Below are 23,340 nucleotides of genomic sequence, written 5' to 3'. Positions count from 1 at the left end.
AAGAGAGCACGCTTTATCGGAGAAAATCAACCAAAGAAGGCTGGATAATTTGGGCACCGACCGACAACGCCGCCCGGTACGTATTCATGGTGGAGTTATAATCCACAATCGCTGCTGCCAGATCCGTATCCCGAAGGTTGGACAGGTTCGTCTGTGCATTGATAATACTGGTTTCAAGGTTGTTATTGATTGTTTCTACCCTGCTGATCTTCGCTCCGAGTTCTGCTCGGCCATCGATAAACGAGCTTAATAGCGAATCAAGATCAGAGATGGAATTACCGACTGCGGCGTAATCACCATTATTCAGTGCCGTTGAAAAATTATTCAGCGCTGTAAAAAAATCGCTGACCCCGGTCGCAGGATTGACGCCAAAAAGCTGCTGGCCATTGATCGAAATATCAAAACTGACATTGGCGCCCAGTTCGACGGACAGTGATTCGGTATTGCCTGTCCAAAGGCCCGTTCCCGGCCAGGGGGCTGTGTCCGTATTTGTTCCGCTGAAAATATAGCGCGAACCGACTTGGCTGTTGGCCATGACGCCGAGTTGTTCAATAATCTGATCAGCTTCCTTCTTAATTTCACCCAGATCTTCCGGGGAATTGGTCTGGTTGGACCCCTGGACCGCAAGCCCTCTTAACCGCTGCAGCATCGAAGTCATGTTGGCAGTTACCGATTCAACACTGGACATATAGTCAAGTGCCTGGCTGGCATTGTCCTTCCATTGCTTCATCGATGTAATATTTGTCTTCAGCCCTAGAATAGCCGTAATTTTGGACGGATCATCCGAGGGTTTCGATATTGCTTCGCCTGTGGAAATGTTGTTCTGGAGATCAATCATCTTATTGCTGGATTTTTGCAGATTTGACAAAAGGTTGCTGCTGAGAATATTATTCGTTATGCGCATCGCTTATTCCTCCTATTTCGTGACACCCATACCCAGAAGTGATTCCAGCATGGTATCCAGCACTGTCACAACTCTGGCTGCCGAACTGTACCCTTTCTGGAACCTGATCATATTGATCATCTCTTCATCCAAAGAAACCCCTGACAGCGCTTCCCTGGAATTACTGAGCTGCGTGGCAAGTACACTCTGGCCTTCAGCCATTCTGGTGCTTTGTTCCACGTCAGAACCAAGCTCTGCCGTTAACCCTTCGTAGTAGTCCAAGATTGAACTGGCTCCCAGCGCAGTGATGCTGGCCGGCACGGAAGCATAAGTCGTCAGACTGTCCCAGCCTGATGACAGTGACGAGATGGCCAGGGCAATACTGCTGTCACCGGACGAGACTCCCGTAGCATCCGCAATCCCGGTCGCAATGAGATTGACGTCATCCTGAATGTCTTGATTCACAATAATATTCGCGGCCGTTATCGGGCTGGTTAAATCCGAGCTGGTAAAGAAGTCCAGTCCCGTATCTGTCGTGAGTCCCTGACCTGACTGGTGAAGCGCATTGACTGAATCGGCAATAACTATAACCAGTGTATTCAAATTGCCCCTAAATTCGCTCAGATACGTATCCCGCATTTCGATGTCGGCCTGAAGAGAACCCATGCCGCTCCCGAGATCAACCTCAGCGGCAGTTTTTGTCCCATCTGCGGAAGCTTCCCACCACACCTCGCTAAAACCTGTGGCTGCATCTGTCGGAACCGGGTTTTCCTGCAGGTGATATGCTGAGCCGTTTGTGACGAGCACACTATCGGCAGCAGTAGAATTCCCAATTCTCACCGTATAATTTCCTACGGATCTGTCCGTAAAATTGGGATCCAAGGACTCCTCAACGGTAACCGGCACAATTTTGGATAGTTCATCAACAATTTGGTCTCTCTGGTCCTTTAAATCATTTGGGTTGTCCCCTCTGATCTCAGCATTCCGGATTTGATTATTCAGCAGCTGTATCTGATTGGAAAATGTATTAATCTTCGTGATCGTTGTATCAACGCTGTTATTAAGGTCATTCTGCAAAGAAGTGATCTGCTGATCAATATTATGAAAAGTTTCCGTGAGCGATACTGCTTTTTCCCTGACAACGATACGAGAGGCACTTTCCTCCGGAGAATTAGCCAGATCACTCCAGGCATTCCAAAATTCCGACATATCGGAGCTAAGGCTGTAATTCGAAGTTTCATTAAAAAACTGCTCAGTCAGACTTAAGGTTGCTTCCTTTCCAGACCAATATTCGTATTGTGATGTTTCCCTGCGGTACTGCTGGTCGAGATAGGCATCTCTCACCCTTGTGATATCCCTTAAAAAAGAACCCGTACCAATGCTCAAATCCTTGCTGTTAGCAGTAATCGTCAGCGGTGTTGTTGCCTGCATATTGGCGATCTGTCTCGAATAGCCCGTGGTACTGGCATTGGAAATATTTTGACCGGTTGTATCGATGGCCGCCTGAGATGTAATTAAAGCTCTATAGGCCGTTTCCAGTCCCATAAATGTTGAGTACATACCCGTTACTCCTTTTTCATCAAGTCCTTGAGCTTATTGTAGAAAACCTTGTCGTGTTTGAATCTTATGAACTAAAAGTTAGATGCTCTTATTAATCAGATTATTTTGACTGAATTCATTTTTTACACCTTTATTTGAAGGATTTGAGTATGTTGTATGCTTTTGTCCCGTTAGAAGTCTCAGTGTAAAATCGGCAATACTCAAAGCACTTTTAAGCAATTTGGCATTGATCTCATGTAAATTTTTAAGTTGGCTGATGACTTTTTCGAATTCCTGGCCAATCGGCTCAAAGCCCGGAGAATATTGAATCAGATCCATTAAGGTAATATCCTCTGCTTTCTTGCCAACCTCTTTACCAAAAAATTCCGCCCAGTAAAGTCTTTCCTCTTCCAACTGTCCGACTTCGAGCAGAATTTTTTCTTCCTGAGCGGTGATGCTTTCTATTCTCTCAATAACATTGTCCACGAGCGCTTTCTGCTTTTCCTGTTCTAATTCGACCAACTGCCGATAGAAAGCAATTTGCTGTTGTAGGTTATTTTCCAGACCTGCTACATATTCTGCCACTTATTTTCCCTCCATCCCGCTTGGAGAAAGAATTCCTTCTGCAATAGAAGCTGCATCAAGATTAAATTCACCATTGGCGATTTGTTCCGAGATTGCCCTGACCCTATCATCTCTGATGTCCGGCATTTCTTTCATCTTTTGCAGCAGCTTTTGAAAAACTTGCGCATTTTCAGATACGGCCAACTGATCCTTTTCTAAAACCGTATTGACCTTACCAGGCTGCGATACCCGGGTCGCAGCCTGGACACTACCGACGGGGGAAATCGAAGTACCATCTATTTTCATCACATTCACCAACCTGACTGTTTTATCTTTTTTAGTTTTATACAGTTTTCTTATCGTCCAGCAGCCCAGTAATCTGAACAACCTCCATGGATCATTAAGGCCGATTATCTCTTAATATCTCTTAATCTTTCCTAATATCACGATATTATGCCCATTTATAAAGTTTGGAATAATCTTTCTCGTGTCATTATCCGGCAGAATGCTGTATAATATTGGTTGGCTCAATAAAAAACGATCAGAAGCCCTAATGTTTTCGGTTAAGAATTACGTTATTAATAGTGTATAAACGTATGAAGGATTATCTGCAAAGCAGTCATTAATGAAGATTACACAGGAGGAACATCGGTCAATGGATATAACTACCATCTTGGGGCTTGTCCTGGGATTTTTCGGTATCTTATTCGGTTTTGTCTTAGAGGGCGGGCATCTTGGTTCTTTGTTTGCTGTATCTCCCATATTTATTGTTGTTTTCGGCACACTGGGCGCTACGGTAATCGGTATCCCTTTAGACGAGCTTAAGAAATTGCCCAAATGGGTAAAGATTGCTTTCATGAATCAATCCTTCGGTGTGGAGAAAGCCTATTTCACCCTGGTTCATTTTTCCGAGAAAGCCCGTCAGGAAGGACTTTTAAGCCTTGAGCAGGAATTGGAAACCGTCGATGACAAATTTACCAAACAGGGCATGCAGTTGGTTATTGACGGTACAGACCCGGAAATCACCAGAAGCATCCTGGAATCAAATATTGCTGTTTTGGAAAACAGGCATAAGGTTGGGATCACCTTTTTCGAGTCCGCAGGCGGTTACAGCCCGACTTTGGGGATTATCGGAACAGTTATGGGTCTGGTTCACGTTCTTGGCAATCTGACGGATCCCGACAGTCTTTCCGGTTCGATTGCCGCAGCCTTTATTGCTACCCTCTACGGTGTTTGTCTGGCTAACCTGGTCTATCTGCCGATCGCAGCCAAGCTGAAAATAAAAAACCAAATGGAAGTACAGACCATGGAAATGATTCTTGACGGGATTATTTCGATTCAATCCGGAGAGAACCCCGCGATCCTGAAAGAAAAACTCAAAACTCACCTCGGTTATATGCCCGAGAAAGAAACTAAATTTGAAGGTGCATTTGAAGCCAGTGAAGTGAATTATTAATAAAGTACTAAAAGCATTAGAACAGAAGCGGTGATAAAATGAGAAGGCATAAAACACAAGATGGCCACCCCCCTGGTCAGGAACGGTGGCTTGTCACCTACTCGGACCTCATTACGCTATTAATGATTTTTTTTATTGTGATGTATTCGATGAGTCAGGTTGACGCCAGTAAATTCAGGGCAATGGCCCAATCCCTGAGCATAACGCTTGGTGGTGCGGCACCTTCTGCGGTTAACCTGTCGGAAACACAGGCCGGGGATTCTTTCATTGAAAGCGGGAGTACTGAAGATTCAACTTCGACAGGCCAGGATGACCAGCAAGGAATCGAGCAGGAGACCACCCCTTCAGAAGGAACCGGTCAAGGAGATACGGACTATCAGGAAAACCTTACGATCGAGGGCATCAAAGCCAAACTGGACCAGTTTGCGAAAGAAAATGGAATTGAAAATAAGCTCGTATCATCCATTGAGGAACGAGGCCTGGTCATCAGTATTCAGGACACCTTGCTGTTTAACAGCGGCTCGGCAGAAATATCAACGAATTCACGGGCCATCCTGAAAAAAATCAGCACGGTCCTGTCCGCCTCACCGAATTTTATAAAAGTAGAAGGACACACCTGCAACCTGCCAATCCATACCGCAGAATTTCGAAGCAATTGGGAACTGTCCGTACTCAGGGCGACCAATGTCGTCCATATTCTTGTCGACGACGGTGAGATCGATCCCCTTCGGCTGTCAGCAGCAGGGTACGGTGAGTACCGCCCGGTCGCCGATAACAGCACAGAACAGGGAAGAATCACCAACCGCAGAGTCGACCTGATTATCCTGCGTTCCAAGTATGATCTGCTCGAACCGGGCAGCAGCAGTAGCAATACGGCCACAGGTGCCGACAGCAACGGAAACAGCAGCAACTAGCAGGTCGATTCTAAATGAATGATTACCGCTTTAGTAAGCCAGGCTTTTGATGGCCCTATAGATAATATTGCACGTCATTTCCAGTTTTTCTTCGTTGACTGCGGATATTTTGTCTTCCGGCGTATGATTGTTCACCAGCCACTCCTTGCCCAGAATGGTTACCGCAGGGATGCCGGTGCCTGTAAAGGATATTTCATCGCTATGATGGCTGCCGCCAGAAACATGCTCAAGGACCGCCCCATTTACCCTACCTGCTTCTTTCATGGTCTCAATCAAAGTCTGAGAGCTTTCACCGGCTGACCAGAGAATATACTCTCCTACGGCACCATTGCCGACCGTATCAGCGTTAATAACCGCCTTTATTTCGGAGAGCGGGATCAGAGGATTCTGTATAAAATATTTGGAGCCCAGAAAGCCCATTTCTTCAGCGCTCCAAAAAGCCACTGCAATATTGATTTTAGGCGCAAAACCGTCCTGTGCTTCCTTCACCAGCTGACGCATGACTTGAAGAATGCAGCCTACACCAGAAGCATTGTCATTCGCACCCGGATAGACTTCCCCGTTATAAATACCAAGATGGTCAAAATGGGCAGAGAGGATAAGTGTCTGTTCCGGGTTACTCCCGGTAATACCAGCTAAGATATTGGCCACCGGGACCCGAAGTGTATCCGTTTCATCAGGTCGAAAGAGCGCTCTGCCGTCAATCATCTTTTCTTTCATCGAAGGAATTGAAAAGAGCTGCCAGTAGTTGTCCGCGCTAAAAGACTCCAGCAGCAAGGCCTTGAATTGTCCTTCCAGGTAAACAAGTGATTTGGTCTCTCCCGCAGTTCCCGCCCGGCGGCCTTCGAGATTGGCATGAGACAAGTACTGGACATCTTCGATGGCTTTTCTGGAAATCGCCTTGGTTGAGGGCACCCAAACAGTGCCTTCGCCTGAAGCAAACTCAATACTGGAAGACGGAATTCCCAGAAGGCTTCCGAGTTTCTGCCCCCAGGCCCCAGGCAGGACCGTCCAGGGGATAACAAATGCTGCCATTCCGGCTGCAACTTTTAGAAAAGTCCGGCGTGATTTCATATTTTATAATCCTTTCACGGAGGGAGTAACATGTCACTGAAAATCAACAGTTCCACCCAAAAAAATAACTTTGGGATTGACCTTCATCAAACTTCAGAAAAAAAGGAAAGCAGCTTCAGCAATATTTTATCACATTCCCGTCAACTTCAAAGCCAGGAAATGCAACTTTTTCTGGAACGTCTTGAAAAGCAGGGGCAAAAGCTCTCTGAGAACAGATCTTTGGAAAATCTGACGGAATTTAAAACCATGGTCAAAAGTTTTCTTCAGTCAACCTTTGGAAAAAGCAGAAATATGCAGGAGGAAACCTTTTGGGATTACCGAGGCCAGCCGAAAGTCATGGCCAGGGTAACGAAGATCAACAAGGCACTGGAAGAATTGGGTGAACAAGTACTCTCTTCTCAGTCTGAACCTTTAAAAATCCTGGAAAAAATCCATGAAATTAAAGGACTTATTATCGATCTATTCACCTGATATTAAAAACGAGTTGGTCTTTACAATATTTTGGAAAGTTATTTAAAAACGTTGTACCAGCGAAAGGAGTAATAAAAAGAATGATGAACAGCACTGGCATGATTACGGATTATCCTAGATTCGTTAAATCTTTCCAAAATGTCAGCGGTCTTGACTTGAACTATTATAAAGAAAACCAGATGAAAAGGCGAATCCTGAACTTCATGAGCACCAGGGGGTATCAGGAAGATTATACGGACTTCCTGAAAGATCTCAGTCTTAAACCTGACCTCTACGATGCGTTTTTTAAACATCTGACCATCAATGTCACGCAGTTTTTCCGCGATGTCAAGCAATGGGATGTCTTTAGGGAAAAAATTATCCCCGACCTGTTAAAGACCAGATCTTCCTTGAAAATATGGAGCGCGGGCTGCTCAGCAGGCCAGGAAGCGTGTACCATGGCGATCATCATGGCAGAATATTTTCCTGGAATAAACTTCAGTATCCTAGGAACAGATATTGACATCAACGTCTTAAAGCAGGCCCAGTCGGGTATTTATGACGAGCGTGATTTCGCCAGCACCCCCCCCCATCTTCTCGATAAGTACTTCAACAAGTCTGAAAAGAAGTTCCAGATCAAAAACACGCTGACCAGGAATCTGACTTTCAAGGCGCAGAACCTGCTTACCGACAAGTTTGACCGAGGCTTTGATCTGATTGCCTGCCGCAATGTCGTGATCTATTTTACCGATGAAGCGAAGGATGTGCTGTACAAAAAATTTGCAGACTCCTTGAACCCGAAAGGGATACTTTTCACAGGCTGTACAGAGCATTTATTCGGCCAAAGCCAGCACGGCCTTAAATCCGTTTCCTCGTTCTTTTATCAAAAATTATAAAAAAGCTGCTCCCCTCTAAAATCTTACTAAACCTTAAACGAGAGCACAAACCGAATAAGATGCTGCTAATAGTTTACAAACTCTTGGCAGCATCTTTTTGAATTCATCCCAGCGGGTTTATGCTGTCAGGTTTATCCCACCAGGCTCGGTTGTCCCGATACCATTGAATCGTATCCCGAATTCCCTCGTTAAGATGATACCGGCATTGCCAACCCAGCTTCGTTTTCAGCTTCGTGCTGTCCAGCGCGTATCTCCAGTCGTGTCCGGGCCTGTCGGCTACCTGAACCAGCGCATCCGCCGGTTTACCCAGCATGTTCAGTATGGTCCGGGCCATCTCTAGGTTCGATGTTTCCTCCCCGCTCCCAATATTATATACCTCTCCTGGTTCCCCGTCCGAAAGTATCTCCGCAAGCGCCGCACAATGGTCCAGTACGTGGATCCATTCACGTTTATGGGACCCATCCCCATAGACAGTCAGCGGCATATCCTGTAAAACCTGAAGGATACTATGCGGAATAAATTTTTCTTTATCCTGATTGGGTCCGTAGTTATTGCAGCACCGGGTCACGATCACCGGAAAGCCGTAAGTTCTGGCAAAAGCCCTGGCCATTAAATCAGCAGCTGCTTTGGAAGCCGAATATGGGCTGTTTGGACGAATCATGGAATGCTCCGAAAACTGTTCTGCCTCATTATCAAGACTTCCGTATACTTCATCGGTGGAAACCTGAATAAAGCGTTTTCCCGTAAAGCCGTTCTTCTCCCAATGTTCCTTGAAACAATGAAGCAGCGTTAAAGTCCCCATCAAATTGCTTCGGCCGAAAACCAGAGGATCGGTAATACTTCTGTCCACATGCGATTCGGCAGCAAAATTAATCACATCATCGGGGTCACATTCCTGAATAATGCGTTTGACCTCTTTCGCAGTACTGATATCCCCCTGCGTAAAATAATACCTTGGATGAGCTGCCAGGTCTTGAAGATTTTCCACCTTTCCTGCGTAAGTCAGTTTATCAAAATTAATGACGATAACATCCTGGTTGCGCTGCAAAATATATTTAATAAAATTGCTTCCGATAAAGCCTGCGCCACCGGTAACCATAAGAACTCTCATATTCTACACCTCAAATTATATTTTTTCGGCCAGCTCAACTGGCAAACTAGAGATCGATCTGACAGTGGTCCCCAAGAAAAAAAGTACTGACTAAAGAGCTGTTTTCGGGGCTGCCTTGAATGGAAACCTGGTTTCCGATTAAGCTTCCGCTGATTTTCTTGGAGACATTGGCAAGTTGCGTATCCTCTAGGATAATACAATTTTCGATCTCACATTCTGTAATCCGGGTTCTCCTGCCCACTGTCGTATACGGTCCGATAAAGCTGTCCGTAATGACAGCATCATCGTCCAGATGAACTGGCCCCTGAATAATACTGTTCCGAATGGTCACATTGTTTCCCATTTGAACTTTTTCGGCCAGCGCTGCATCAAACATCAAGCGATTTGCTTCAAGAATGTCGTCTAATTTTCCTGTATCCTTCCACCATCCCCGGACCAGATCGCAAGTGACCCTGGCCCCGTTTTTCAATTGATTTTGGATTGCATCGGTAATCTCAAGTTCTCCCCGGCGGGACGGTTTGATTCTGTCAATCGCTGCAAAAATGCTGTGGTCAAAGGCATAGACCCCTGTGATGATCAAGTTACTGATATACTTCTCAGGCTTTTCGTAAAGCGCTGTTACAAATCCGTCTTTCACCACCGCAACCCCGAATTGGGAAGGATTGCTGACCGTATGAAGCAATACGCTGGTGTTGGCCTTTTGCTGGTAGAAATTTTGAATGAAGCTATCCAGCTCCATATTGAAGATGTTGTCTCCAAGGATCATCACAAAATCATCGCGGCCAAGAAAGTCGGCCGCAGTCCGAACAGCATGGGCAAGCCCCAGGGATTTATGCTGATGAATATAGGTGATTGCCGTGCCCCACGCTTCTCCGCTGCCGACCGTTTTTTTTACTTGTTCCTGCGTATCCCCAACGATAATCCCAATATCATGGATACCTGCCCTGGCTATCTTTTCAATAAGATAGATCAGTACTGGTTTGTTGACCAAGGGAAGAAGCTGTTTCGCCTTGGAATAGGTCAGCGGTCTGAGCCTTGTTCCTGTTCCTCCGCTTAAAATCAGAGCTTTCAAATTATTCTCCTGCCTTTAACCGGTAAGATTTTCTATAAAGAGAGGGTTGTCTTTCTAATATAATATTGCGCAAGAACCGCAATGGTGTAACCACGGACAACTCCTCCCATATAATAAAGTGATAGTTGCCCTATCAGAACCTAAAGGGATGATCAAGTAAAAAGACGATTAAGTGGAGGGAGATATAGGAATGGTAGCGCCGCTCCTAAGCTATGTAACCTTTAACCGCCTGGGCCAGACAATCAGGAGCCTTTCAAGTGTCCTTGAAACGCCGGAAAACTTTGAATTAGCAATTGTTGATAATAATTCCACAGACGGGACCTGGAAATATATCCAAAGTCTGAAGGATAGTCGGATTAAATTCAAAACAAGGCTACCTGTCAATCTAGGGCAGGTCTACGCCTCAAATCTGAATCTGTCTAAGAGAAGAGATGATCAATATTTTATCGCTGTCGATCAGGATGTTGTGATTGAAAGCAAAAATTGGCTGACCTACATCCTAAGGGTGTTTAAAAGTACTCCGGATATCGGCTTACTCAGTATTCATGCCGGTTTTCCGCCCCCAAATATGCCCCCTACTACCCCTGTCATCAAAAATGATTTGGTTTATCTGGAATTGACCAAAAACAGGTCTGATTATTTGCAGGATTATATTCCCGGCAGCATCCTGGCCTTGAGCCCTAATCTTATCTCTAAAATTGGCTTTTGGAGTGAAGAAAATAATTTTGGCAGCAGAGAGCTGTTTCTAAGGGCTAATCATTTTACAGCGTTTAAAACAGGAATTCTGATGAACGTGAACATTTCTATCCCGCAACAAGTAACTTGCGGCAAATGCCCCGGTCAGTCCTTCTGCCGTCTGTCAAAAAACGGAGAGACCAAAACCGGAGAAACCTGTTTTACCATCTACGAAAAATTAAACCAAAATAAATTATTTCGAGAACAATACCGCTGGAAATTTGACGAAACAGTTAAGGATCTGCAGAGCGGTGCCCGTTCCCCATACTGCACTTCATTATTCAGCTGTAACTCCACTGCGGAGGAAAACTACAACCTTGACTGGGCAACCGAAAACTTTCAGTTCTATGCATCCAAAGCCAACTGAATATTTGCCAGGGGAGAAAAAAATGTTAAACAATGATGATTTTTCTGAACCGGTCTATGTTACCGAACCTTTGCTTCCAGACTTGGCGGAGACTTACAGCATGCTCGAAATAATATGGCAAAGCAGGCAGCTCAGCAATAACGGGAAGATGGTCCAAGAACTAGAAAGAAAACTGACTGCTTTCCTGGGTGCCCAATATTTATCGGTTTTTGCAAATGGCACGAATGCCTTGCAAATTGCGTGCAAGACCCTGGATCTGTCCGGGGAAGTCATCACGACACCGTTTACCTTTGCCGCTACGGCCAACGCGCTGGCCTGGAATCATCTTACGCCAGTCTTCTGCGACATTGAAGAAGCCACGTTTAATATTGACGCCGACCGTATCGAGTCCCTGATTACGGATAAAACAACTGCCATCCTGCCGGTACACGTTTTCGGCCATCCGTGCGAGGTCGAAAAGATTGACCGGATTGCGGCAATGCACAACCTGAAAGTACTTTATGACGGCGCCCACGCTTTTGGTGTGAAAATAAAGGGTAAGCCAATTGGCGCCTATGGAGATATCACCATGTTCAGCTTTCATGCCACCAAAATCTTTCACACCGTCGAAGGCGGCGCACTTATCTTTCGGGATCAGGACCTCCAGCAGAAAGCCAAGTGTTTGAGAAATTTTGGTCTAAAAGAAGACTACAGTGTGGACGAACCCGGTATAAACGGTAAACTGAACGAATTACAAGCCGCTGTCGGCATTTTGCTCTTAAAAGAAGTGGAAGCTGAAATAGCCCAAAGGAAATATCTTACCAACCAGTACCGGCAAGTGCTGGCTGATGTCCCAGGCATAACCGTCTCCCAGGAGGCTGAAGAAATTACAGCCAATTATCCGTATTTTGTTATCCGGGTTGATCCGACTGCGTACGGTATCTCCCGGGACGATCTCTATAGCCGATTTTCAAGCTTCAATATTTTTTGCCGAAAATATTTTTACCCGCTCTGCAGCAATTTCAAGTGTTTTAAAGGTCTTCCTTCATCCTCCGCAGACAATCTAGCCACAGCCAACAAAGTCGCGGAAAGTGTTCTGGCTCTGCCACTTCACGGAAGAATGTCAGCGTCCGACGTTCAAAAAATAGGCGGCATTATCAGAAAAATAAGAAAAGAAAAATAGAAGACAAATAGACTGAGACAAAAAATCAATAAATGAATTGAGCGTGTGATCATTGGCCATAAAAGATCTCGTCATTTTTGGAGCCGGCGGCTTTGGCCGGGAAGCTACCGAACTCGTCGAAGATATCAATACAGAAAAAAAGCAGTGGAACCTGCTGGGCTATATCGACCAAACTCCAGCCAAACAAGGAAAGGTTATCAATAACTATCCTGTTCTGGGTAACCTGGACTGGCTCGAAAAAAACACAGGGCACCCTCTCTGGATTGTATGTGCGATCGCCAGACCGACGGATAAATACCGTCTAATCGCCAGCCTGTCCAGTTTTCAGCTATATTTTGCCAACCTGATTCATCCCGCTGCCCGAATAAGCCGCTCCGTTCAATTGGGCTGCGGCAATATCATCTGCTGGAATAGTTTTCTGTCGACGGATGTCAGGATAGGCAGTCACGTAGCCTTAAATCCAGGCTGCAGGATTGGTCACGATACGGCTGTCCAGGACTACTCCTCTTTATACTGGGACATCACCCTGGCCGGAAACGTGCAGGTTCATGAAGGTTGTGAAATCGGTTCCAAAACTGTGGTGATTCCCGAAAAAGAGATTGGCAGGTGGAGCATCATCGGGGCTGGCGCTACCGTCACCCACGATATCCCGGAATACTGCACGGCCGTCGGCGTCCCTGCCCGACCGATTAAACATTTAAAAAATTTGGTTGAGACCCATTCACCTAAAGGACTGATGATATGAAGGAACTTTCTTCTATTTTGATCAAAACTGCGATACAGCTTGTTATCGAAGCCATTAGTCAGGCCCAAACCTCTGCCCCGCAAAAACGCGTTAGCCCCTTCCCTGTTCAGGAAGCCGCTGACACTCCTGCTGTGGAAATTTCTCAACAGGCGGTTCCAAAAAACATTGACTGGGAAGAATTAGACGACGCCACCATCCTTCAACAGATTCTGGATCCTGGGATCCTGGAAGAAATCATTGAACCTTCTGTACAGAACACGATAGACAGTAGCTCCCCTCCTCCTTTTATCAGCTATGTTACCTTGAATCGTCTCGGGCTTACCATGCAGAACCTAAACAAGATTTTGGATTCGGACGAAGATTTTGAAATGCATATCATCGACTGCAACTCCAAAGATAATACCTGGAATTATATCAAAAGCCTTCAGGACAAAAGAATTAAATCCAAAACACGCTTTAAGGTTAACCGGGGACCGATCTATGTCCTGAACTACAACCTCAGAAAAAGAAAACCCAACCAGTATTTCTTCACGATTGACAGCGATGTCTATATCAAGACCAAAAACTGGCTGACCAGGTATATGGAAATATTTGAAGCTTTTCCGGAAGTGGGTCTCTTAGGAATCATGCGGGATAACCCTTATCCGAGATTTCTCCCTCCCGTCATTCCTCAGGTCAAGAATGATCTGTCCTATCTTCAGCTGAGAAATGCCGGCATTGATGTAATCATGGATTTTATTCCGGGATGTCTTCAGGGGTTACGGCCCGAGCTCATTGACCGGATCGGTTATTGGAATGAGGAATGCGGGTATGGCGATGCTGAATTATCACCAAGGATTGTGCATTATACACCTTTCAAAGTCGGCTTTGTCACGACCGTGGAAATTGATATGACCCAGTTCATCGGCTGTGACAAGTGTCAGGCCCAAAACCTCTGCACGCTGAACAGAAGCATAAAGACCTGCTTTATGCTGGCCAAGCAAGCCAACAGTAACGAAAGCTTTGCCAAAAAGGCTAAATGGAAATACCTCGAAGTATTTCAAGAGCTAGCCGATGGAAAAAGAACAGCCTATTGCGCCTCACTTTTAGACCCTGCATCCCGGGAAGGGAATTTGTACCATGATGCCTGGGCACTCGAGAATTTTGAATATTATTTGAGAAGATCGAATTGATCTTTACAAAATATGAACGGAGATGCTATACTTCTTTTCTAGACACAATCCGGTTGATCAGGATTTTTTAGATTTCAATTAAAATATAATATGGTTTTTAATGTGTTGAGGCAAACTTCACGAAAGTGAAGGACGCTAAAGTCATGGGTCTAAATCAGGGAATTTGAAATGCATGCAATACAAAATGAATGGAATCCAAATGCATTTCCAGGATATTCTGACAGGATTGCCAGACTACAAGGATTTTGAACTTCTCAGGGGAGAGCAGTTCCTTTTATGGATCTGCTCTTTTTATTTCAACTATTTTGTATATTCTAACCGGTTAGGCCAATAAAAATTGACCACACTAATGATGGAGGTGTACGATTCATGACCTTGATTCTGACCCTTGTTATTTTTGTAGCTACGTATGCACTGATCGTAACGGAGAAAATCCCGCGGGCTGTCGCCGCGGCCCTCGGTGCCTGTCTCCTGATTCTTTTGGGTGTATTCCCGCAGGAAACTGCTGTGGAACACATCGACTGGAATACGCTGGGCTTACTTATCGGCATGATGATCATTGTCGATCTGACCAGACGTTCCGGTGTCTTCGGCTTTCTGGCTATTTGGGTCGCCAAGAAAGTCAAAGGCAATCCAATCAGACTGCTGATCTCTTTGGCTATACTGACTGCCGTTTTATCGGCTTTTCTGGATAACGTGACGACTGTTTTGCTGGTCGTTCCGGTTTCCATTGTGATTGCTGAAACCTTGAAATTAAACCCAATACCTTTTTTGATTACCCAGATTCTAGCCAGCAACATCGGGGGAACCGCGACCCTGATCGGTGATCCGCCGAATATCATGATTGCCGGACCGGCAGAGCTTACTTTTATGGATTTCATGGTGAACCTGGCACCTGTGGCGATTGTGATCTTGGCTGTTACCCTATTGGGCTTTTATTTTCTTTATCGCCAAAAGCTAAAGACCGACAAGGAATCCATCACCCTGCTGCTGTCGCAAAATGAATACGACTATATTAAAGACTGGGCCCAGCTCAAAAGAAGCCTGGCCGTACTCTCTCTGACCATTGTCGGTTTTATGCTGCACGCCGTCATCCATGTTGAGACCGCTACGATTGCACTGGCCGGAGGCATGCTGCTCATGGTGCTGAGCCACGAGGAACCGGAAGAAGTATTTCTGGCGATTGAATGGCCGACGATCTTCTTCTTTACTGGATTATTCGTTTTAGTCGGAGGATTGGTCGAAGTCGGCGTCCTGGACAAGATTGCTGAATGGAGCCTTGGGCTTACCGGCGGTGTGCCGGTCGTCATGGCGATGCTGATTGTCTGGCTTTCCGCTATTTTTTCAGCTTTCGTCGATAATATTCCATTCGTGGCCACCATGATCCCGTTGATTCAAAAAATCGGGGTCCTCGGTGGGCTGACACCGGAACAACTCCAGCCGCTGTGGTGGTCTCTGGCTCTGGGCGCCTGCCTGGGCGGAAACGGCACCATTGTCGGTGCCTCGGCCAACGTCATTGTCTCAGGGATTGCCGAAAAAAACGGCTATACGATCAGCTACAAAAAATATTTCCTGATCGGATTTCCGTTCATGCTTCTATCCATTGTGATCGCCTCGGCGTATATTTTGCTGCGGTACTATTAGATTCTTTCTCTCTCTTCAAAATGAGTATGAAGCAATCTGTGGGCAGTGTCACTGAAAGGCTGTCCCAGATATTCCTGATAAATTTTCTGGATTTCTGAATTCTCATGAGATTTTCTGATCTTTTTATTTTTATCTTCCTGATAGATGGCTTCCTGACGCTTGCGGACAATTTCAAAATTGCCGTGATGGTAGGGCTGCCCACCTCCGGCAATACAGCCTCCGGGACAAGCCATAATTTCAATGGCTTCGTACTGATTCTTACCGTCCCTGATTTCCTCGAGCAGAGTCCGGGCGTTTCCGAGCCCGCTGGCAATGCCTATCCGTAGCATCTTGTCGCCGATTTGAACTGTGGCCTTTCGCAAGCCTCCATCTCCCCGGAGCTGCTCGAACTCAACTTTCTGTAATTCTTCACCGGTCAGCCACTCATAAGCTGTCCGGAGCGCAGCTTCGATGACCCCGCCGCTGGTTCCGAAGATCACTGAGGCACCTGTGGTTTCACCCAATGGTTTGTCATATTCACTCGAAGGCAGATTGATAAAATCCAGACCGGCTTCTTTGATCATTAGGCCAAGTTCCCGGGTCGTGACGACAATATCGACGTTATTATGCTCATCCTTAGTTAGTTCCGGACGCTTGGCCTCAGCTTTCTTGGCTATACAGGGCATGACGGAGACCACTACAATATTGTCCGGGTCAATGCCATTCTTCTCGGCATAATAAGTTTTAACGATTGTACCGAACATAATATGCGGTGACTTGCAGGTGGAAGGCACTTCCAACAATTCAGGGAACTGATGCTCAATAAATTTGACCCAGGCCGGACAGCAGCTCGTGAGTATCGGAAGTGTTTTATTGTTCTGCAGACGGTAGATCAGTTCTGAGGCTTCTTCCATAATTGTCAAGTCCGCTCCAAAATCCGTATCGAAAACTGCGTTAAATCCGATACGCTTTAAGGCGGTTACAAGCTGGCCGGTTGCAATCGTCCCCGGTTCCATATCAAATATTTCTCCGATGGCTACGCGGATAGCCGGAGCAGTTTGGACAATCACATATTTATCCGGATCATTTAAAGCTTCCCATACTTTATCGGTATGATTAATTTCCGTAAGCGCTGCTGTAGGGCATACCTGAACACATTGCCCGCAGTAAGTACAAGAAGACTCTACCATCGGAATATTAAAGGCAGGGCCAACGAAGGCTTCAAATCCGCGGCCGATCCCTGACAGGATACCGCAGGTTTGGACCTTATTGCACATCGTTTCACAACGCCGGCAGTAAATGCACTTGTTGGCGTCTTTGACGATCGCCTCACTGGATACGTCCTTCGGATAATTCATCCGTTCACCTTCCCAGCGGATATGCCGGACCCCTAATTCTGCGGCTAAGGCCTGAAGCTCACATTCTCCGTTTTTGGGACAGGTAAAGCATTCATTGGGATGATTCGATAACAGGAGTTCAACCGCCATTCTTCTGGCTGTAATTGCTGTAAGCGTATGCGTGAGTACTTCCATTCCATCCGTAATGGTGGTTACGCACGCCGGGACAAGTTTATTCCGGTTTGTCTTCTCATCGATTAGCTCAACCATGCAGACCCTGCAGGAAGCCGTCTGATTGACCATTTTGATATCATGCAAATCCAGATGACATAAAGTTGGAATCCGAACTCTTGCTTTATGGGCGGCTTCCAAAATGGTGATGCCTTCAGGGACCCGTAGATATTGATGATTAATTTTAAAATCAATCATTTTTTTAGCAGGATGCGTTTGTTGAACGTGGGTCATGGTTAGCCTCCTTATGATTTCAGACCAATTTTATTCTTTGCTTGATAATGGCCTTCCCCTCGAGGATGGTCGATGTCTTTGATCAGGGCCAGGTATTCGTCCCAAAAATATTTCATGGTACTGATGACCGGGCTGGGCGCAGTCTGACCAAGCCCGCAGAGCGAACTACCTTTAACCATGTAAGCGAGCTGTTTGATGGCATCTAAATCCGCCATCGTTCCTTTGCGGCGGGTAATTAGATTCAGCTTTTCATATAACCGCTTGGTACCGATCCGGCAGGGGGTGCAGCGGCCACAGGATTCATCCATCGTAAACTCCAGGTAAAACTTGGCGATATTGACCATATTATCGGTTTCATCCATGATGATCATGCCCCCTGATCCCATCATGGAACCGATACTGAGCAGGTTATCATAGTCTAAAGGAATGTCCAGGTGTTTCTCCGGGATCACGCCTCCGGACGGTCCCCCTGTTTGAACGGCTTTGAATTTGTGGCCGTTGGGGATACCTCCGCCAATTTGAAAGATAATTTCTCGTAAGGTTGTTCCCATGGGGACTTCGACCAGGCCAACATTCTTGACTTTACCGACCAGCGCAAAAACCTTGGTCCCTTTACTTTTCTCAGTGCCAATGGAAGCGAACCAACTGCTCCCTTTGAGGATAATCGGAGAAATATTGGCAAACGTCTCCACATTGTTTACACAGGTCGGACAGCCCCAATATCCTTCTTCCGCAGGATAAGGCGGTTTAAAATTTGGCTCACCGCGTTTTCCTTCACAGGAGTTAATGAGCGCTGTTTCTTCCCCGCAGACAAAAGCCCCGGCTCCATATTTCAACTGGATATCAAAGGAAAAAGACGTGTTGAAAATATTTTCGCCCAGGAAGCCCAATTCTCGGGCCTGCCGCAAAGCAATTTGTAGCCTAGAAATTGCCAACGGGTATTCGGCCCGAATGTAAATGAATCCAGTGGCGGCGCCAATCGCATAGCCACCGATCACCATGGCCTCTAAAACGGAATGAGGATCGCCCTCCAGGATGCTCCGGTCCATGAAGGCCCCGGGGTCACCTTCGTCTGCATTGCAAATAATATATTTGTCCTTGTTTTCTTGATTCTTTGTAATTTCCCATTTGAGACCTGTGGGGAATCCTCCGCCGCCGCGGCCTCGCAGCCCGGATTTTTTTATTTCGTCTATGACCTGATCCTGGGACATTGTTGTCAGCACTCTTCCCAAGGCCTCATAGCCTCCGACCGCAATATAATCCAAGATATTTTCCGGGTTAATCAGACCGCAATTGCGCAGGGCAATTCGGTACTGTTTCGGATTTTTTGCTGTTTCTGACATCATAGCCTCCAAACAAATTTACGTACTTTGTAATCTGCGCCCGCTTCTACACCCGGTCAAAGTTTATTTCCAATGAGAGATTTTCAACTGCTTTGCCGTGTTTAATATGCTGCTCCATAATTTCCAGAACCTTGTCTTTGGTTACATTGCCATAGAGAACCGGTTGTTCGCCCTGTTTATTTACCTGAACAGTTGGTTCCGAGTGACAGCAGCCAATGCAACCAACTGGAACAACTTTAGCATTGGTTATGTTCTGGGCAGTGATCTCATCCAAAAAAGTATTGTAGGTCTCCCTTGAACCTGATGAGATGCCGCAGGTGCCCATCCCCACAAGAATTTTGATTTGTCCTTCCGGCTTTTGGCCGCCTTGTCCTATATTTATATTTTTTTGGTATTCTTCTTTAATTCTTCTTAAGTCCTCCAACGAACCAACCTTCATACCTGTATCTCCTTCCGGCGGTATGATTCGAGGATGGTATCCAGGTCCTCTTCTCTCACCCGGCCAAATACTTTGTCATCAATCATCATAACGGGAGCCATGCCGCAAGTGCCGATGCAACGAACATCTTTCAGACCGAAAAGACCGTCAGGTGTAATTTCATTGGATTCAATACCAAGCTTTTCTTTCAGTCTTTCCATAATTTTATCCGCCCCTTTAACAAAGCAAGCAGTCCCCATACAGACACTGATCGTATGTTTTCCCCTTGGCTTGGTTGTAAAGTAGGAATAAAAGCTGACGACTCCGAATACTTCCGCTCCCGAAATTCCTAATTTCCGGGCAATAAAAAGTTGTACATCCCTCGGTAAATAACCGAAAATATTCTGGGCCTTATGTAAGATTTCAATCAGAGCGCTTTTCGTTGTTGGTAAACTGTTAATAAAAGCTTCCAGTTCCTCGAATTTTTCTCTGGGCAGATTTTCATTGGTTGGTTCCATAACATCGATTGCCTGTGGCTTAGTCATAGCAGGTACACGATCCTTTCCGATAACAGCAATGATTTTTCTGATCGTTTCAAGACGTGGTTATTTTCAGGGCAAAGAACTATTCAGTAATAGTTTGGAAAAATAGCATAGATTTATTCAGACAAGAGCGCGGGCATAAAATAATGCAATGAACTTCTGCATGTTCATTGCATTTCTGGTCAGCCATTATCTTGTTTTCTTCATTACTCATATCGTCATTCTCAAATTACTTACATTATTATAGAACGTATTACTCATATACTATCCGTATTCCGTCTATTTCCCATTATACTGACACAGCGGATAGAAAGATCTGCTCTCCAAAGATCATTGCGGTAAATATTCCGAGGGACAGAAACGGTCCGAAAGGAATCTCTGATTTCGGCGATCTTTTTTTGACTGTGATCAGTAACAGCGCAGTAAGACCTGCATACAACGAACCAAGGAACAACGCCAACAGCACCGGCGGGCCCATAAAAAGCCCTGCTGCAGCCATCAGCTTGATATCTCCTCCGCCTAGGCCATCGGGGAAAAACAAGCTCAGAAGAAAAAGCGGTACGGAAGCCGCAAAAAAACCAATGACCCAAGTATACCACACAGCTCCAAAATACACGCTCTGATAAACGCCGTGCAAAACACTTAATCCCAACAAAAAAACGACCAGCTTATTCGGAATCACCCTTTTCTGCCAGTCAATAAACGACACGACAATCAGCACAGACAAAAGCATTGCCAGAAAAACACTTTCCAGGCTCAGTCCATTGGTAAACCAGACAATCAGGTACAAGACCCCGTTCAGCAGTTCGACTGCGGGATAGACCGGGGAGATCGGGCCCCGGCAGTTTTTGCAGCGCCCCCGCAGAAAGAAGTAGCTGAAAACAGGGATGTTCAGATACCACGGAATCAGCGTATCACAGTGCGGGCAATAGGATCTGCCACTGACAACGCTTTTTCCTATTGGAATCCGGTAAATGCACACATTCAGAAAACTGCCGATGACCAAACCATACAGCAGCACAATGAAAGAAATGATAATATTTCCGATCAAGACAGTACCACCTTTTTAATGTTGGAATTAATTAAAGGCCTAATGCGGATAAACAATCTCAGCCACAGTCCAGGAGATAATCAGCAATCCTACGAGTATTGGCAGAAACACCAGGATCGCTCTTTCCTTTCTCCCAACAATTGCCGCAATTCCGGCAATAAAGCCTGCTAATCCCAATGCAGCTACTGCAAACGTCGGCAAAGGCAGTGCGCCCATCATTTTCAGCATGATCAATACAATAAAAGCAATGCTCAGTCCAGCCGACCATCGGCCGGAACGGGATTGGGGCCATAACTTTGTCTTCATATGATCGTCCCTTCCTGTCACTTAATACCTTCGACCTTATTATTGTATATGCTCAAAAATTATTTTGATCGTTTTTAATCATTGATAAATAAGCTGTTTATCATTTAGCTGTTTAACTATAGAACTTAACTTTTAAAAGAGATGTTTAGCTAAAAAACACGTTCACAGCGACGCCCCAAAAACTCAGGATATAATTCACGCCAATCAGAATCACCAGAAAAACCAGGATCGACCGTTCTTTGTTCCTGATAACAGCCTTCAGTCCAATAACGGCCGCTGCGATGCCCGCGGCAAAGATCAGAACGGTAATGACAACCTGCAGGGGATTATGCGAGATCAGTTCTAAGCCGGAGTACCCTTCCTTGTATGGAAGTACGGAACCCACGACAAACAAAATCCAGCTGACAATCACCAGAATGAAGGATTTTCTGCCGGACTTGCTTTTGGGTAAAATCGTGATTCTCATGACATTCACCCCTTTTTATAAAGAAAACTTGGCTGATGCCAAGTCTTTGGCGGCTGCTTAGTTGCACTTAGATATACCAGAAAATAATTATACTTTCTGATATACCCATAAAACCTACCTTGTTAGCGATTAGAGTTGGTGGCTTCAATATTAATATACCATGGCTTACTGATATCACCTATAGGCTTTCCGTTTATTCCCACTCGACAAGTTTTTCTAATTACTAAACATATTTGTTTAACTTCTATTTAACTTAAGCTGCTTTTTTCTTTGTTCTATCCGGATTATTTTTCGCTTCTGGAATTTTCAGTATCAAAATAGTATCATTAGTAGCAATATTTATACTATGCTCGCATACTTTAGATTCAGCAATCGTTATGGCAACGCTATGTTCACAGTCGGTAAAAGTGTTGGTATACACACATCAAAATACTGAGACAACAGCTTATGTATACACTATATAGCATTATAACGTCCCTTTCTCATTCTGGCAAGACGGGCCTAGCACATGCCGACGGAGATTTTCTGCAAGCCGGCGATGTGAATAATCTGGTGTTCCGAACGCTGATGTAATAAGAGCTAGGCTTAGTAGAATGAGAGGTGTGCAGTGAAATTATCGGTTTGTCGTTAGTTGTCGAGGTTCCTAGAGATCATTGAAGCCATCAGCTTCAGCACGCGGGTTCGATTCCCGTATCCTGCTCCACATCATCTGCACAGATAATACAATGAATCCCACCTCCATTAGATTAGAGGCGGGATTTTTGTTCTCTTGTGTTTGCAAGGGGTTAGCTGGTTGTGTTCCTCAACTCAAAAATACCTTTAAAAAACGCAAATCCACTTAAATAAAGCTTCTAACATTGGAAACATATCTCCAATGCGAAAGAAATTATGTTAAAACAGCAGAGAAACTTTTTATCCACCGTAACTATCTCTTATACAGAATTGAAAGAATCAGCGAGTTAACAGGGCTGGATTTGGATTCTCCCGATATCAGGCTTCATATTCTAATGTCTTATCGGATCGAACGATTGAGTAAAATGAGCTAAAGTGTATTAAACCGCAAAAATCCGTAGAAACAAAACTCTTGGTAATAACTGTATGACGCCCCGGAATTGATGATTCCGGGGCGTTATTCCCATGATAAGAACGATATCAGCTCCATAGAACCCTCATGCCGGTTCTATGATCACCATTATTACTGCTTTTTTAGCCAAGCAGCAGCTTCCTCAAAGCTTGCACAATAATGAAAATCGATTAAAGACTTGGTATATGTTCCCAATTTGTTTAAAACTTGCTTCTGTATAATATTTTGAGGTAAAATTTGTGCTATCTTAGTAAACCCGGCTCTGGCTGCTTCGGGAATGTAAACTTCTTCCAGCCATTTTTGGTCGTCTGGTCTTATTGTTGTAAAATTTCTGTTATCTGTTAAACATTTTTTTGCTCGGTACTTTAAGCCACATTCTATGGTTTTTTCGAATGCTTCCCTGAGCTGCTCGCTGCTCATATAACCCTTAAATATTACTACAACAGCACGATTAACTTCATCCCAAGATATTTCAACATACTTTTCTGAAAAATAGATCATAACAAAACCTTCTTTCTTACCAATTCTGTTGCTTTAGATTTGCCAGGGGTATGGCATACCTCTG

General features: G+C 45.1%; 25 protein-coding genes and 1 riboswitch. Of the genes, 10 read left to right on the top strand and 15 right to left on the bottom strand.

Annotated features, from left to right (window positions below; translation table 11 throughout):
* Positions 1-13 precede the first annotated feature (13 nt).
* The 4 genes from flgL to flgM form a co-directional block, all read right to left on the bottom strand.
* Positions 14-904, bottom strand: a complete 891-nt coding sequence (gene flgL / locus AAH944_RS03570; protein ID WP_415536538.1) for a flagellar hook-associated protein FlgL — start codon at positions 902-904, stop codon at positions 14-16.
* Between the two features lie 12 nt (positions 905-916).
* Complete coding sequence (gene flgK / locus AAH944_RS03565) at positions 917-2,443, bottom strand: flagellar hook-associated protein FlgK (RefSeq protein ID WP_415536536.1); 1,527 nt, start codon at positions 2,441-2,443, stop codon at positions 917-919.
* A 78-nt stretch (positions 2,444-2,521) separates the two neighbouring features.
* A complete protein-coding gene (locus AAH944_RS03560; protein ID WP_415536534.1) occupies positions 2,522-3,007 on the bottom strand; it encodes a flagellar protein FlgN in 486 nt (161 codons plus the stop codon).
* Positions 3,008-3,373: a flagellar biosynthesis anti-sigma factor FlgM gene (flgM, locus tag AAH944_RS03555; RefSeq protein WP_415536532.1), complete on the bottom strand. Its 366-nt coding sequence runs from the start codon at positions 3,371-3,373 to the stop codon at positions 3,008-3,010.
* Between the two features lie 268 nt (positions 3,374-3,641).
* Here flgM and AAH944_RS03550 point away from each other — a divergent pair, with 268 nt between their 5' ends.
* Together AAH944_RS03550 and AAH944_RS03545 are read left to right on the top strand one after the other, a co-directional pair.
* Positions 3,642-4,442, top strand: a complete 801-nt coding sequence (locus AAH944_RS03550; protein ID WP_415536530.1) for a flagellar motor protein — start codon at positions 3,642-3,644, stop codon at positions 4,440-4,442.
* Positions 4,443-4,480: 38 nt separating this feature from the next.
* A complete protein-coding gene (locus AAH944_RS03545; protein WP_415536528.1) occupies positions 4,481-5,356 on the top strand; it encodes a flagellar motor protein MotB in 876 nt (291 codons plus the stop codon).
* A gap of 30 nt (positions 5,357-5,386) precedes the next feature.
* On the opposite strand, the gene AAH944_RS03540 is transcribed toward AAH944_RS03545, so the two are convergent.
* The gene (locus AAH944_RS03540) at positions 5,387-6,430 is read right to left on the bottom strand and encodes a M28 family metallopeptidase (RefSeq protein ID WP_415536526.1); all 1,044 of its coding nucleotides are present in this window, start codon (positions 6,428-6,430) and stop codon (positions 5,387-5,389) included.
* A gap of 30 nt (positions 6,431-6,460) precedes the next feature.
* On the opposite strand from AAH944_RS03540, the gene AAH944_RS03535 reads away from it, so the two are divergent.
* Together AAH944_RS03535 and AAH944_RS03530 are read left to right on the top strand one after the other, a co-directional pair.
* Positions 6,461-6,901, top strand: coding sequence for a YaaR family protein (locus AAH944_RS03535; protein ID WP_019225323.1), 441 nt, complete (start codon positions 6,461-6,463; stop codon positions 6,899-6,901).
* Positions 6,902-6,981: 80 nt separating this feature from the next.
* Entirely contained in the window at positions 6,982-7,776 is a 795-nt protein-coding gene (locus tag AAH944_RS03530) for a CheR family methyltransferase (RefSeq protein ID WP_415536524.1), read from the top strand.
* 103 nt (positions 7,777-7,879) lie between these two features.
* On the opposite strand, the gene rfbB is transcribed toward AAH944_RS03530, so the two are convergent.
* Both rfbB and AAH944_RS03520 read right to left on the bottom strand, forming a co-directional pair.
* On the bottom strand, positions 7,880-8,887 hold the full coding sequence (gene rfbB / locus AAH944_RS03525) for a dTDP-glucose 4,6-dehydratase (protein ID WP_415536522.1): 1,008 nt from the start codon (positions 8,885-8,887) through the stop codon (positions 7,880-7,882).
* Between the two features lie 46 nt (positions 8,888-8,933).
* Positions 8,934-9,959 (bottom strand): glucose-1-phosphate thymidylyltransferase, encoded by a 1,026-nt coding sequence (locus AAH944_RS03520; protein ID WP_415536520.1) that lies wholly within the window; start codon positions 9,957-9,959, stop codon positions 8,934-8,936.
* Between the two features lie 172 nt (positions 9,960-10,131).
* Between AAH944_RS03520 and AAH944_RS03515 the strand changes: the two genes are divergently transcribed.
* The 5 genes from AAH944_RS03515 (at position 10,132) to AAH944_RS03495 (ending at position 15,784) form a co-directional block, all read left to right on the top strand.
* Positions 10,132-11,061: a glycosyltransferase family 2 protein gene (locus tag AAH944_RS03515; protein WP_415536518.1), complete on the top strand. Its 930-nt coding sequence runs from the start codon at positions 10,132-10,134 to the stop codon at positions 11,059-11,061.
* 22 nt (positions 11,062-11,083) lie between these two features.
* Positions 11,084-12,223 carry a DegT/DnrJ/EryC1/StrS family aminotransferase gene (locus tag AAH944_RS03510; protein ID WP_415536516.1) on the top strand — a complete coding sequence of 380 codons (1,140 nt, stop codon included), beginning with the start codon at positions 11,084-11,086 and terminating at the stop codon, positions 12,221-12,223.
* 52 nt (positions 12,224-12,275) lie between these two features.
* Positions 12,276-12,968, top strand: a complete 693-nt coding sequence (locus AAH944_RS03505) for an acetyltransferase (protein ID WP_415536514.1) — start codon at positions 12,276-12,278, stop codon at positions 12,966-12,968.
* On the top strand, positions 12,965-14,140 hold the full coding sequence (locus tag AAH944_RS03500; protein WP_415536512.1) for a glycosyltransferase: 1,176 nt from the start codon (positions 12,965-12,967) through the stop codon (positions 14,138-14,140). Before AAH944_RS03505 ends, AAH944_RS03500 begins: the two co-directional genes overlap by 4 nt.
* A gap of 99 nt (positions 14,141-14,239) precedes the next feature.
* Positions 14,240-14,382: riboswitch (cyclic di-GMP riboswitch) on the top strand.
* Positions 14,383-14,509: 127 nt separating this feature from the next.
* The gene (locus AAH944_RS03495) at positions 14,510-15,784 is read left to right on the top strand and encodes an SLC13 family permease (protein WP_415536511.1); all 1,275 of its coding nucleotides are present in this window, start codon (positions 14,510-14,512) and stop codon (positions 15,782-15,784) included.
* Here AAH944_RS03495 and AAH944_RS03490 read toward each other — a convergent pair.
* The 7 genes from AAH944_RS03490 to AAH944_RS03460 form a co-directional block, all read right to left on the bottom strand.
* Complete coding sequence (locus tag AAH944_RS03490; RefSeq protein WP_415536509.1) at positions 15,781-17,565, bottom strand: NADH-dependent [FeFe] hydrogenase, group A6; 1,785 nt, start codon at positions 17,563-17,565, stop codon at positions 15,781-15,783. The two genes, AAH944_RS03495 and AAH944_RS03490, sit on opposite strands and share 4 nt — an antisense overlap.
* Positions 17,566-17,576: 11 nt before the next feature.
* Complete coding sequence (locus tag AAH944_RS03485; protein WP_415536507.1) at positions 17,577-18,908, bottom strand: complex I 51 kDa subunit family protein; 1,332 nt, start codon at positions 18,906-18,908, stop codon at positions 17,577-17,579.
* Between the two features lie 46 nt (positions 18,909-18,954).
* On the bottom strand, positions 18,955-19,347 hold the full coding sequence (locus AAH944_RS03480) for a (2Fe-2S) ferredoxin domain-containing protein (RefSeq protein ID WP_415536505.1): 393 nt from the start codon (positions 19,345-19,347) through the stop codon (positions 18,955-18,957).
* The gene (locus tag AAH944_RS03475) at positions 19,344-19,871 is read right to left on the bottom strand and encodes an NAD(P)H-dependent oxidoreductase subunit E (RefSeq protein ID WP_415536503.1); all 528 of its coding nucleotides are present in this window, start codon (positions 19,869-19,871) and stop codon (positions 19,344-19,346) included. The genes AAH944_RS03480 and AAH944_RS03475 overlap by 4 nt, the downstream gene beginning before the upstream one ends.
* A 286-nt stretch (positions 19,872-20,157) precedes the next feature.
* Positions 20,158-20,919 (bottom strand): prepilin peptidase, encoded by a 762-nt coding sequence (locus AAH944_RS03470; protein ID WP_415536501.1) that lies wholly within the window; start codon positions 20,917-20,919, stop codon positions 20,158-20,160.
* 39 nt (positions 20,920-20,958) lie between these two features.
* On the bottom strand, positions 20,959-21,225 hold the full coding sequence (locus AAH944_RS03465) for a hypothetical protein (RefSeq protein ID WP_415536499.1): 267 nt from the start codon (positions 21,223-21,225) through the stop codon (positions 20,959-20,961).
* Between the two features lie 145 nt (positions 21,226-21,370).
* Complete coding sequence (locus AAH944_RS03460) at positions 21,371-21,691, bottom strand: hypothetical protein (RefSeq protein ID WP_415536497.1); 321 nt, start codon at positions 21,689-21,691, stop codon at positions 21,371-21,373.
* A gap of 857 nt (positions 21,692-22,548) precedes the next feature.
* On the opposite strand from AAH944_RS03460, the gene AAH944_RS03455 reads away from it, so the two are divergent.
* Entirely contained in the window at positions 22,549-22,737 is a 189-nt protein-coding gene (locus AAH944_RS03455) for a helix-turn-helix domain-containing protein (RefSeq protein ID WP_415536495.1), read from the top strand.
* Between the two features lie 149 nt (positions 22,738-22,886).
* On the opposite strand, the gene AAH944_RS03450 is transcribed toward AAH944_RS03455, so the two are convergent.
* Positions 22,887-23,276, bottom strand: coding sequence for a hypothetical protein (locus AAH944_RS03450; protein WP_415536493.1), 390 nt, complete (start codon positions 23,274-23,276; stop codon positions 22,887-22,889).
* Positions 23,277-23,340: the final 64 nt, after the last annotated feature.

This window comes from Dehalobacter sp. CP, from assembly GCF_047652685.1.
Classification (GTDB): Bacteria; Bacillota; Desulfitobacteriia; order Desulfitobacteriales; family Syntrophobotulaceae; genus Dehalobacter.
The sequence above is the reverse complement of the archived record's forward strand: the minus strand, read 5'-3'. Positions and strand labels throughout refer to the sequence as shown.